We start from the raw sequence: 12761 nt of genomic DNA on the forward strand, positions 1-12761 counted from the left end.
GTAACTGCTGGTTTACTTGTTGGTGCATCTATTGGTTCACCTGTAGCTGCTGGTTTACTTGTTGGTGCATCTGTTGGTTCACCTGTAACTGCTGGTTTACTTGCTGGTGCATCTGTTGGTTCACCTGTAACTGCTGGTTTACTTGTTGGTGCATCTGTTGGTTCACCTGAATCAGACGGCCAAAAACGGGGTACTACAATTGCCAAACCCAACCCAGCACCCGCAAACCCAGCAGTTTGAATTACACGTCGTCGTGACCAGTTAGTTAATATTGGGTTTGATGGCGAAGAAGGTGTTGAAGATGTTGGAGTTGTAAATGTTGAAAATTTTCCCGCACCAGAAGTCTGAGTATTATTAATCGGGGATGAAGAGGTTAGCTTGAAAGTTGGAATTTGAGGAGGTTTAATTATAGGTGTATTTGTGACTGACTTAGATGCTTGTCGAATTGTTGGCTGAGGTACATCAGGATTTATAAAACTATTTCGCAACCGTTCAATTCTTTGTAAACTTCTCACCGCGTCCATATCTTGCCCTGAAGCCGCAGCTAATACCCGAATCCATAATTGCTCTGCTAAATCTAAATTCCTGTTTACTTCTGCTTGGTAAGCATCATTTTTCAACGTGGCGATATCCGCTAGAGTTGCGTATCGTGGCACAAGTATTAGGTGAGATTTATTCACAGGTTCAGCAATCACATAAGGCGTTTGCCTTGTATTCTTATGCTGACGAACCAATTCAGGCACACGAAACTTGAGATATTGATCCAATCGTTCAACAGTAGCGCATCGACCTTGAATTCCTAACCCTTCTAGTAACGCAGTGGTAAAAGCACCTTGTTGTAAAGCCTCAATTTCATAAGAATACTGCTGGGGAATACAAGAAAAAAGCTGATAACTCCTTGTTGACGTGCTTCTTCTGCGGTTTGTCGCCCAATTCCTTCACCTGTTTTTTTACCTTCATTGCGACAAGCATCCAGAATCAAGACAACATTATCAGCACCGCAGCGACGCAGACGTTCACTCACAAAGTTAATCGCAATTGCCGTGTTTTCAATATCTTCTGGATCGCCATCACAGGGCATGAGATAATCACGGTCAGCGTATCTTATGCCATGCCCACTGAAGAAAAACCAGAAATTATCCCCTGCTCCCATAAAGAGTTTGTCAAATAACTGCCGCAAGACTCGCAGCAAGTTAGTGCGAGTTGGGCAGGTCGATTTTCCATCAAGTTTAGGAGAGTCATCGGAGAAGAAGAATATCCGCTCAAATCCGGCTTCATTGCTCAGAAACTCCTGCATTAACAGTGCATCCCGCTTGGCATAGTTTAGCGGTTGCAGATAATCATACTGGTTAATTCCGATCGCGATCGCCCCAAGTAGCAAGAGCCAAATGATTCCACCTGGGATAAAAGTGAGAATACCAATACCTCTCAGTACCCAGACGGCAACGCTAATGCCGAGAAGTGTACCAAAAATCTGGATTAATCTACGATTTAAAGAAGATTGATTCACCTAATTTTCCTCTCAACTCAACAGACATTAAGCTTGATATTGATCGTTAAAATATGAAGTTACGATGAAGTTATAGTTTCATCAGAAATAACACGTAAAAACCGAGAGATACTATCTAAAGGTTAGGTTAAGAGACTTGATGTTAAATCGTGTTTGTGCCATTCTAGCTGTTAACAACGCAGTTTTTCATCTACAAGTAATACTTTGACAAAAGTCATTAAAGTATTAATTATGTTAATTGTGATAAGAAACACAGTTTTTACAGTAAAGTAACTGAAATGATAAGCAGAAAATTATCCTTTCCGGAAAATATAAGGATTAAACTGGAACTAATTTAATAATGGGTTGGATCTAAATCAAGTTTAATGGCTTGTAGTTTCAACTCTATTTAGGTGGATGAGTTGAGGAGTAACTTAATCATTATGTCTGCGTCTTATATATCAGATTCAATTATTGCAGGTTCAGATATGGCTTGGAGTCAAGACAAGCAAAATTTGTTGGTACAGGGTGAAATTTTGCTAGAAACGCGATCGCACAAGCTATCGGGTGGTGCGGTGACAGCCTGGATGTATTTGCCGATAGTGCGATCGCACGTTTGGCAGCAATTAACTGATTATCCCCGCTGGGTGCAATATTTTCCCGATATCACCAAGAGTGAGGTGGTACATAAAGGTGAAGTCAAACGTCTGTATCAAGCAGCACAAAAAGCCTTCTTCTTTTTCACGGCTCAAGTGGAAATTTACCTCAATGTTGTAGAAGTGCTGGGGCAGCAAATCCAATTTCGCATGGTAAATGGGACTTTTGAAGACTTTAACGCCAATTTAGAACTACAAGATTGTGGTAATGGCACAATACTTGCTTATACTGTGCAAGCAACACCTCTAATTCCGATTCCATCTATTTTTATTCAACAAGCGATGAATTTAGAGTTGCCTGCAAATATGCGTAAAATGCGACAAGTTATGTGTAAGACTCAATAAAAAATTCAGACGTTGCTGATTGGATTTTCACTTTACCTATATATAGATAATTCAAAAACCCGCTCTCTGTCAGAAAACGGGTTTTTGTTTGTGATTTATCAGGTGTAATTATCCGGTAAAAACTTCAACTGGTAAACGGCTAAAGGACAACCTTTCATTTTGCACATCTACAAAGATGGTGTTGCCGTCGTTGAATTCGCCGCGCAAGATGGATTTAGCAATTTGAGTTTCTAACTCTCGCTGAATCGCCCGCTTCAATGGACGCGCCCCATACACTGGGTCGTACCCTACTTCTGCTAAAAAGTCAAGGGCAGCATCCGAAAGTTTGAGAGATATTTTGCGATCGCTCAGTCTTTGCCGTAATCTTTCCACTTGCAATAGCACAATATGCCGTAATTCCTTCTTATCTAAACCATGGAAGATGATGATTTCATCAATCCGGTTCAGGAACTCTGGACGGAAGCTATTTCGCATTGCTTCCATGACTCGACGGCGCATTTCATCGTAGTGGCTGTTATCCCCAGCGATATCAAGAATGTACTGCGAACCTATGTTGCTAGTCATGATGATAATAGCGTTCTTGAAGTCCACCTTATGACCTTGGGCATCAGTGACGCGACCATCATCGAGAATTTGCAGGAAGATATTAAATACATCTGGGTGTGCTTTCTCGATTTCGTCGAAGAGAATCACTGAGTAAGGACGGCGGCGAATCGCTTCTGTAAGTTGTCCGCCTTCTTCATAACCTACGTATCCTGGAGGCGCACCGATTAAGCGAGAGACGGCGTGTTTCTCCATGTACTCAGACATATCGATTCGCACCAGCGCATCTTCGCTATCGAACATATATGCCGCCAGTGCTTTCGCCAACTCAGTTTTACCCACACCCGTAGGCCCAAGGAAAATAAAGCTAGCGATGGGACGATTGGGATCAGCCAGTCCAGCGCGCGATCGCTGAATTGCATCGGCTACAGCTGTGACTGCTTCTTCTTGTCCAACTACGCGGCGGTGCAGTTCATCTTCTAAATGCAACAGTTTTTCTTTCTCCGATTGCACCAACTTGCTAATCGGAATTCCCGTCCATTTAGAAATAATTTCGGCAATATCACCTTCTGTGACTTCTTCCCGTAATAGTGATTTCCCACTTCTTTGAGTGCTTGCCAATTCAGCTTCTATTGCTTCCAATTGACGATGCAAACTGGTTAAATTGCCGTATTTCAACTCCGCAGCGCGGTTAAGGTCGTAGTCGCGTTCTGCTTGCTGAATCTCTAAGTTGACCCGTTCAATCTCTTTTTTAACGGACTGAATTTTGTCAATGATATCTTTTTCAGACTGCCATTGAGTATTCAGAGTTTTTTGTTCTTCTTTGAGATCGGCAATTTCTTTTTCCAATCTTCCTAGACGTTCGCGAGAAGCAGCATCGCTTTCTTTTTGCAGCGATAGCTTCTCCATTTCCAATTGCAGAATCTTGCGATCGATTTCGTCGAGTTCTTCTGGTTTGGAGGTAATCTCCATTTTTAATCTCGCAGCAGCTTCGTCTACCAAGTCAATGGCTTTATCAGGGAGGAAGCGATCGCTAATATATCGACTTGACAATACGGCGGCTGCAACTAAAGCACTATCAGAAATCTTCACCCCGTGGTGGTTTTCATAACGTTCTCTCAACCCGCGCAAAATCGAAATACTATCTTCTACACTAGGCTGATCGACATAAACTTGCTGGAAACGTCTTTCTAGTGCGGCATCTTTTTCGATATATTTGCGGTATTCATCTAGAGTTGTCGCCCCAATACAGCGCAATTCGCCCCGCGCCAACATCGGTTTTAACAAGTTACCAGCATCCATAGCGCCTTGGGTTGCACCAGCACCGACAACGGTGTGAATTTCATCAATAAATAAAACAATATTGCCGCCAGATTCAGTAACTTCTTTTAATACTGCTTTCAGGCGTTCTTCAAATTCACCCCGGAATTTTGCCCCTGCAATCAAAGCACCCATATCTAAAGCGATTAGCTTGCGGTCTTTGAGGGATTGGGGTACATCACCTGCGATAATCCGCTGTGCTAATCCTTCAGCGATCGCAGTTTTACCAACACCCGGTTCACCAATTAGCACAGGGTTATTCTTAGTGCGGCGAGAGAGAATTTGGACAGTGCGACGAATTTCATCATCCCGCCCAATCACTGGATCGAGTTGACCTTTACGCGCGGCTTCTGTAAGGTCACGCCCGTATTTTTCCAGTGCTTCGTATTTGCCTTCTGGATTTTGATCGGTCACTTTTTGGCTCCCCCGAACTTGTTTAATAATATTTTTGAGTTTGCCTTCGTCTAAACCAAACTCTTGGAATAAAGCTTTGCCAAAGCGGTCATCTTTAGCGTAAGCCAACAATAAGTGTTCAATTGAAATATATTCGTCTTGAAACTCTTTGCGATATCCGTCTGCCCGATCGAGAAGTGTATCTAAGCTGCGTCCTAAGTATACTGAGGTACTATTACCTGATACTTTTGGCTGACGTTGAAAAAATTGCTCAGTGCGATCGCGCAGTTTTTGGAGGTTAACACCCGCCTTAGTAAGAATCCCTGTTGCTAGACCATCTTGTTCTAGCAGCGCTTTCATCAGGTGTTCGCTTTCAATTTGCTGTTGTTGATATTGTTTAACAATATCCGGGGTATGGGCGATCGCTTCCCAGGCTTTTTCTGTAAATTGGTTAGGATTAGTAGGTTGCATAGGCTTTTTCAGGAACGTAAAGGTGCAGTGGCTTGTCGCAGGCTACCACCAGAACACCAAGTAAAAACAATTTCTGCTCTCAATAGATATAGATATTGTAAGAACAGGATAGCGATCGCCTAGATCGGTGTTCACGTCTTGTAAAAGTGGTATTTTCCCGTAGTTCTCATTTTCCTATGTGCGATTCTTTTTCATTCCACAACAAGCAGAACAACTTATGGAATGAAAATTCGACGTGTCCCTATGTAATTTTCAATGTAAAGCACAATTTCAAGTAGGCGGTTAACACAGAGATCCCGATAATCGGAGTCGTTCAAAACTCGATCGGCATCTCCAATCGTGATAACAGGAAACGAAGTCGGCGTATTTTCTTCCTGCAATACTTGCTCTAGGGAATCCTTTCCTTTCATTCTGCGATTGGCTGTGAGTAGAAGCATTTGATTTGTCTGAGCAAATCTCCAGACAACTCTGTCGCTGCTATTAACTGATAGTGACATTTCTTCGAGAAGAACAAAGCGGATTGAAAACAAATCTTGCCAACCTTGATTTGTGATGCTGCCTGATAAAAGCAGTGCGTGTCCCTCAAGATTATGATCGACGAGAAAAATCATCTCTGGGGTTCAAGTTTGGCTCTAAGCCTGGCTTTCTGCGACTGAAGTTTTTTCCAAGCCGCTTCTCGTCCGGGTGGTGGCGGCATTTTGGCAATTTTCTCAACCAATTCACGATTCTGTTCTTCGTAGTACTGCCGCAGTTCTTCAGCTTCCTTGAGAACGAGTTGATACTCTGCTTCAACCTCTTGACGATGGGTCTCAATGTAAGACAGAGCATCATTGACTTGCTCATCTGTCAAGTTGAGCATGGCACGAATGAACTTTGGCGGATACTGCTCTGTCACATAGTCCATTACATCGTATATGGTAATGCGCGTACCTGCGATCGTTAGTCCTCTTTCTGTGCGGGCGATCGTTGCTTTTTCATTAGATGCTGAAGTCATACCGCTTACTTCTCAAAAGCTTCTCCCATCTTAACCTTAGTCATTTATCGAATTGATGTGATGACGAAATTCTTTTAACTTACCCCCGCTATTCTCCTCTTGCCTGCACACAGAGTTACCATAATTCCAGGTCGCATAGTGGATGCTAAAAATGATTGACCCTTACGACTTTGAAGATGATGTGCGAATCGTTGGCTAGAAACTAAGACCCATAAGGGTCTGGAGGATTAGCCGCAAGGTACAGAACCTTCTTCCAAAGGGAGAGGCTGCGCCAAGATAACTGAATGACCATGTAGGTGAGAGTTATTATCCTAGAACCCTCAAATCCTACCCCGTAGGTGCAACGGTGAAAGCATCACCCCCAGGTTGCAAGCACTTGTCAAGCTGGCATTAGAGCCAGAATGGGAAGCGCGATTTGAACCTAACTCATACGGGTTCAGAGCCGGACGCTCATGCCACGATGCAGCAGAAGCAATATTTAATGCAATTAGGTCTAAGCCTAAATACGTGCTTGACGCGGATATTGCTAAATGTTTTGACCGCATCAACCAGGAAGCACTGCTAAGAAAATTAAATACATCTCCCACCATCCGCCGACAAGTTCGCGCTTGGTTAAAAGCGGGGGTGATGGATGGTAAGCAGTTATTTCCAACATCTGATAGCGAAGCGGGCGCACGTACCCGTGCGACGGGTACGCCGCAAGGTGGGGTTATTTCTCCACTATTATCGAATATTGCCCTTCACGGGATGGAAGAAAGGATAAAGCAATACGCAGAAACGCTAAAAGGGTGGAAGCAGAAGAACCGTAAAGCCCTCAGCTTAATCCGGTACGCCGATGATTTCGTGATTCTCCACGAAAACATAACCGTTGTTCAAAGATGTAAAGAGATTATCTCTGAATGGTTGCAAAGCATGGGTCTGGAATTAAAACCCAGCAAAACTAGGATGGCACATACCCTCACCGTTTTTGAGGAAGAAAGACCAGGATTTGATTTTCTTGGTTTTAATATACGCCAATTTCCTGTCGGAAAATACCAATCAGGAAAAAATACCAATGGATATAACCTGGGATTTAAGACCCTCATCACCCCAAGCAAAAAAAAGCAGAAGGTACATTACGACAATATCGCTAGTGTTATTGAAGCCCACAAGGCAGCACCGCAAGCGGCGCTAATCAGCCATCTAAACCCAATAATTAGGGGATGGGTTAACTATTACGCGACTGTGGTAAGTAAGAAAGCTTACTCAGATATTGACTACCTCATGTACCAAAAGTTAAACGCTTGGGCAAAACGCCGCCACCCTAAAAAGAACGGGGAATGGGTGTCAAAAAGGTATTGGCAATCCATAGGCGGTGATAACTGGGTATTCGCAACCAGGAAGGAAGGTTTAATCCCACTTCGGTTACTAAACCATGCCGACACTTCAATAGTGCGTCATGTGAAAGTTAAAGGCGAATCGTCACCATACAATGGGAATCTGGTTTATTGGAGTTCAAGAATGGGTAAAAACCCCGAAATGCCAACCAGAGTAGCATTACTCCTGAAAAGGCAAAAAGGGAAATGTACTCACTGCGGTTTGTTTTTCCGTGAAGACGATTTGATGGAAGTTGACCACACCATCCCGAAATCGAAAGGTGGAAAGGATGAGTATAAAAATCTTCAACTACTTCACCGACATTGCCACGACATAAAGACAGCCAATGATGGCAGTTATGGCGCAAAATCTGGCTGTGATAGTGCCAAGCCTAAGCCCACCAGAAAGCTCGAAAGAATTGAGGATGGCGATTTGGTGACATCTTAGCTGGGGACTGGGGATTGGGGAATGGAGATCAAGAAAGTATTTTCCCAATGCCTAATGACAAATGACAAATGACAAATGACAAATGACAAATGACAAATGACAAATGACAAATGACAAATGACAAATGACAAATGACAAATGACAAATGACTAAAAAACAAAAATTTCCTTACCTAGTTGGTTCTAAGTGGACTGCACAGAAAAAAGTCGATGGCTGGCGGCACTTCCAAGTTGTCAATCGAAAAAATCAGGCTAAGTGGGTTTATGCCGAAATGGTTGCTGCTTGCGATCCGAAAGTCCGTTTTTGGATAAATGCCAAATTATTACAAGATAACTCCCAGTGGCAAGCTGGCTGGCAAACATTAGAGGAAATCCACGGGCTTGAAACTGAGGTGTCCTGATTACCTTAAATAGCTCGACTGAAATAAATTTTAAAACTTACGCACACTCTAAAATTGTTCTCTTAGCCCACGGAGGTGGGCTTTGCTTTGTGTGTAGCCGCGTACTCCTACGGAGAAGCAAGCTACGCGTAGCGTGCCGGAGGCTCTATTCTATTGCCTTGGCTCTTGGAAAATATTTAGCAAATTAATAATTATTTACAAAATCATACTAATTCACTCTCAAGCAGCAATTAAATGGTTGAGACTACCGACTGAAAACTGGCAATTTATCTGCGATACCTTCTCTACGAGACGCTACGCGTAGCTTGCTTCCACGAAGTGGTACAGTGAGCTACGCTAACGCAAATTCCAGTAGTATTTCCAGTATCAGGCTGCATATAGCTCTCTTTCCCCTTAACTTTGTGCCCCAATGCCTTGAAAACACGTTGTAAAAACATTAGCTAATTCTATGAAAAGCATTCAAAAAAGACGATTTAAGCTTTTTGTATTTTGTAACTCTTTTTATAAAAATAAGTAATAAAAACTTTTCATTGACTTATTTAATAGCTTTTAAAGCCTTTAAGGTTGATAAAAACCCAAATATACATAATTAAAGTTTAATTCATCGTCTAAGACAGTTTTACAGATTAGGAGCCACTTTCTTTTCTAGGTAATTTGCCCAATAATGACATCAACAGACCTCACGCATCGCCATCTCAGGAAAGGTGAAGGCAAATGTTTGAGCCACAAGTTTGACAAGAAGCTATAAGAGGGAAACAACAGTGAAACTAGCAGTCTACGGAAAAGGTGGTATCGGTAAATCCACAACTAGCTGTAATATATCCGTCGCCCTAGCTAAACGTGGCAAGAAAGTGCTGCAAATTGGTTGCGACCCAAAACATGACAGCACCTTCACCCTGACTGGGTTTTTGATTCCAACAATTATCGACACCCTCCAAGAAAAGGACTATCACTACGAAGATGTCTGGCCGGAAGATGTAATTTATAAAGGTTACGGTGGTGTTGATTGCGTAGAAGCTGGTGGCCCACCTGCGGGTGCTGGATGTGGCGGCTACGTAGTTGGTGAAACCGTAAAATTACTTAAAGAACTCAACGCCTTTGATGAGTACGATGTAATTCTTTTTGACGTTCTGGGTGACGTAGTTTGTGGTGGTTTTGCAGCACCACTCAACTATGCAGATTACTGCCTGATCGTTACAGACAACGGCTTTGATGCTTTATTTGCTGCCAATCGGATTGCTGCTTCAGTCCGCGAAAAAGCCCGAACTCACCCATTGCGTTTAGCTGGGTTAATTGGCAATCGCACCTCCAAGCGCGACTTGATTGAAAAATATATAGAAGCAGTGCCCATGCCAGTTCTAGAAGTTTTACCTTTAATTGAAGATATCCGTGTTTCCCGTGTTAAAGGGAAGACTTTGTTTGAAATGGCAGAGCAAGATCCTTCCCTAGACTACGTTTGCGACTACTATCTCAACATCGCCGACCAAATTCTGGCGCGTCCCGAAGGTGTTGTACCTAATGACACACCAGATCGGGAGTTGTTCTCTTTGTTGTCCGATTTTTATCTAAATCCGGGTAAACCCCAGGTTCCTAATTCAGAAGAGGAACTAGACTTGATGATTGTATAAATCACCAAGTTCTCAGGATGGGGGACAATAACATGGCATTCTTTCACAGCTTTACAGATTCAATAAAGCAAAAGTGGTTGCAATTTTTCCAGAATAATCGAGACTGGATTACCCTCCACATGGAAGTGGAATCGGTGTACACCCCTGATGGCGGGAAGCGACCACCTTCCTACCTCATCCTGGGAGTTCTTAACGCCCTAGAGCCAAAACTAGCGCAGTTAATGCTGCCCTTTGCCAAACTCAATCCTGATGCCGATACCCTAATTGAGGTGCTGGATTTGCATTTTGACCCAGATTTAGCTCTCGGTAATCGCTTCGTCGTCAACCCAGATGTAGAAAAATACGCAGAAGAAGCAGCATCTGTCATCGATGAAAAGCCTGAAGATGAAACATTGACACACGCTCATACAAATGGCTTTGCGGAGGTGGCGGTAGTTGAAGAGTTCGCAATGGTGGATTCTGAGGATGAAAGTCTGGGAATCAGCGAGTTGGAAGAAACGGAAAATGGCTTTGGCGATATTTCCTTAACCAACGGACACAACTCAAAAGATGAGTCTCTCCAAAGCTCTAGTTTAGAAGCAGATGAATTTGGGGAAATTGCCTTCGATACAACAGCTGCAACGGAAGTAAAGCTGGATGAAGACGAAGACGAGGCGCTTGGAGATACTCCACTAGATGAAAATGCGTTTAAAGACGTGTTATCAGATGTCTGGGGTGATGAAACAGCTTTACAAAAGGCTGAAGAAAATAACGATTTTTTGGGGGAAGAACTGCCAGCAGGCGTTTTTGATGAATCAGAAATTGCCCGCCTCTTCCCCAACGCTTAATTATTGCCGTTCTTCGCAATTTTAAGTTTTAGATATGGGATTTTGGATGAGGAATTAGGGAAATTGTCGTTAGACAGAGGATACTTTTGTTGTCTCAGCCTTCAATCCAAAATTATCAATCGTTCGACTGAGCGTACCCCTCCGGGGAAGCAAGCTACGCGTAGCGTCTCGGAGAGAAGCCTAAGTCTAAAATCTGAAATTGGTTGAACTGCCATTAAATATCAAGGGGAGAAAAAACCAAAATGACTATCGCTCAACAACCAGAAGCTTTAAGCTTTGAATGTGAAACCGGGAATTACCATACCTTTTGCCCAATTAGCTGCGTGGCGTGGTTATACCAAAAAATTGAAGATAGCTTCTTTTTGGTGATTGGGACAAAAACTTGTGGCTACTTCCTGCAAAATGCGATGGGGGTGATGATTTTTGCTGAACCCCGCTATGCAATGGCAGAGTTGGAAGAGGGCGATATTTCGGCACAACTGAATGATTATGAAGAGTTAAAGCGGTTGTGCTTGCAAATTAAACGCGATCGCAATCCTAGTGTAATTGTCTGGATTGGCACTTGCACCACCGAAATTATCAAAACAGATTTAGAAGGTTTAGCACCAAAGCTGGAATCTGAAATTGGGATTCCCATCGTTGTAGCGCGGGCAAATGGTCTAGATTACGCCTTCACTCAAGGGGAAGACACCGTATTGGCAGCAATGGCTAACCGTTGCCCTGATAAGGCTCCGGTGGCGGAAACAGAGAAAAGTGAACGTAATGCGATCGCTAAATTGCTAAACTTCGGTAAGAAGAAAGAAGATGTCGCCCAAGATGAATCTGAGTACGTAGATCATCCACCCTTAGTTCTCTTTGGCTCCCTTCCCGACCCCGTAGTGACTCAGTTAACTTTGGAACTGAAGAAACAAGGCATCAAAGTTTCCGGCTGGCTACCCGCGAAGCGCTTCACAGAATTGCCAGTACTGGAAGAAGGGTATTATGTCGCTGGTGTCAATCCCTTCCTCAGCCGCACAGCTACCACCTTAATGCGCCGCCGCAAGTGTAAACTCATTGGCGCACCCTTCCCCATTGGTCCCGATGGTACCCGCGCTTGGATTGAGAAAATCTGCTCGGTGTTCGGTATTACTCCCAAGGGTTTGGATGAACGGGAAGCACAAATTTGGGCAGGTTTGGAAGATTACGTGAAACTGATCCGCGGTAAGTCTGTATTCTTCATGGGTGATAACTTATTGGAAATTTCCCAAGCAAGATTCTTAATCCGTTGTGGGATGACTGTTCACGAAATCGGCATTCCCTACATGGATAAGCGCTATCAAGCTGCTGAGTTGGCATTGTTGGAGAAAACTTGCCAGGAAATGAATTCACCTCTGCCAAGGATTGTAGAGAAGCCGGATAATTACAATCAACTTCAACGGATTTATGAGTTGAAACCAGATTTGGTAATTACTGGTATGGCTCACGCTAATCCGTTGGAAGCACGGGGTATTAATACAAAGTGGTCTGTAGAGTTCACTTTTGCTCAAATTCACGGCTTTACGAATGCGCGTGACATGTTAGAGTTGGTGACTCGTCCGTTGCGTCGGAATAATAATTTGAAAGATTTGGGTTGGGATAAGTTGGTGAGAGAAGAAGCGAAGATTTAAATTTGGGTTTGGATTGAGCAACAGCATATAATTAAGGCGAACTTTTTGGGTTCGCCTTTTTTTGTATCACAAAGGCGCAAAGGAAGAGCTACTAAAAATAGTTACAATCAGGTGGATATCGCTAAATCATAACTTAGAGAAAATTTAACCATTAGAGTTAATTATGTTTAAGCTCAATCCACAAAAGCTACCATTTCTAGAGTCTATTGGTTGGCAGCTAAAAAATGTATATCAAATGAGTGAGAA

Annotated in this window: 10 protein-coding genes and 1 pseudogene; 6 read left to right on the forward strand and 5 right to left on the reverse strand. The window is 43.1% G+C overall.

What is annotated here, in order from left to right:
- Positions 1-743 (reverse strand): annotated as a pseudogene (locus IQ229_RS00770) (hypothetical protein); the annotation flags it as partial.
- A 65-nt stretch (positions 744-808) separates the two neighbouring features.
- On the reverse strand, positions 809-1366 hold the full coding sequence (locus IQ229_RS00775) for a caspase family protein (RefSeq protein ID WP_322743918.1): 558 nt from the start codon (positions 1364-1366) through the stop codon (positions 809-811).
- A 566-nt stretch (positions 1367-1932) separates the two neighbouring features.
- Here IQ229_RS00775 and IQ229_RS00780 point away from each other — a divergent pair.
- On the forward strand, positions 1933-2490 hold the full coding sequence (locus IQ229_RS00780) for an SRPBCC family protein (RefSeq protein ID WP_194040413.1): 558 nt from the start codon (positions 1933-1935) through the stop codon (positions 2488-2490).
- Between the two features lie 108 nt (positions 2491-2598).
- Here IQ229_RS00780 and clpB read toward each other — a convergent pair whose 3' ends face one another.
- The 3 genes from clpB to IQ229_RS00795 form a co-directional block, all read right to left on the reverse strand.
- On the reverse strand, positions 2599-5217 hold the full coding sequence (gene clpB / locus IQ229_RS00785; protein ID WP_194040415.1) for an ATP-dependent chaperone ClpB: 2619 nt from the start codon (positions 5215-5217) through the stop codon (positions 2599-2601).
- A 215-nt stretch (positions 5218-5432) separates the two neighbouring features.
- Entirely contained in the window at positions 5433-5828 is a 396-nt protein-coding gene (locus IQ229_RS00790; protein ID WP_194040417.1) for an ACP S-malonyltransferase, read from the reverse strand.
- Positions 5825-6211: a DUF433 domain-containing protein gene (locus IQ229_RS00795; RefSeq protein ID WP_194040419.1), complete on the reverse strand. Its 387-nt coding sequence runs from the start codon at positions 6209-6211 to the stop codon at positions 5825-5827. The genes IQ229_RS00790 and IQ229_RS00795 overlap by 4 nt, the downstream gene beginning before the upstream one ends.
- Before the next feature lie 366 nt (positions 6212-6577).
- Between IQ229_RS00795 and IQ229_RS00800 the strand changes: the two genes are divergently transcribed.
- From IQ229_RS00800 to IQ229_RS00820, 5 genes are all read left to right on the forward strand, one after another.
- On the forward strand, positions 6578-8014 hold the full coding sequence (locus tag IQ229_RS00800) for a group II intron reverse transcriptase (protein ID WP_228012943.1): 1437 nt from the start codon (positions 6578-6580) through the stop codon (positions 8012-8014).
- A 145-nt stretch (positions 8015-8159) separates the two neighbouring features.
- On the forward strand, positions 8160-8414 hold the full coding sequence (locus tag IQ229_RS00805) for a TIGR02450 family Trp-rich protein (RefSeq protein WP_194040420.1): 255 nt from the start codon (positions 8160-8162) through the stop codon (positions 8412-8414).
- A 761-nt stretch (positions 8415-9175) separates the two neighbouring features.
- The gene (gene bchL / locus IQ229_RS00810; RefSeq protein ID WP_012410753.1) at positions 9176-10042 is read left to right on the forward strand and encodes a ferredoxin:protochlorophyllide reductase (ATP-dependent) iron-sulfur ATP-binding protein; all 867 of its coding nucleotides are present in this window, start codon (positions 9176-9178) and stop codon (positions 10040-10042) included.
- 32 nt (positions 10043-10074) lie between these two features.
- Complete coding sequence (locus IQ229_RS00815) at positions 10075-10869, forward strand: DUF5331 domain-containing protein (RefSeq protein WP_194040422.1); 795 nt, start codon at positions 10075-10077, stop codon at positions 10867-10869.
- Between the two features lie 242 nt (positions 10870-11111).
- Positions 11112-12515: a ferredoxin:protochlorophyllide reductase (ATP-dependent) subunit N gene (locus tag IQ229_RS00820; RefSeq protein ID WP_194040424.1), complete on the forward strand. Its 1404-nt coding sequence runs from the start codon at positions 11112-11114 to the stop codon at positions 12513-12515.
- The last annotated feature ends 246 nt before the right edge of the window (positions 12516-12761 follow it).

The sequence above is a fragment of the Nostoc cf. edaphicum LEGE 07299 genome (assembly GCF_015207245.1).
Classification (GTDB): Bacteria; Cyanobacteriota; Cyanobacteriia; order Cyanobacteriales; family Nostocaceae; genus Nostoc; species Nostoc edaphicum_B.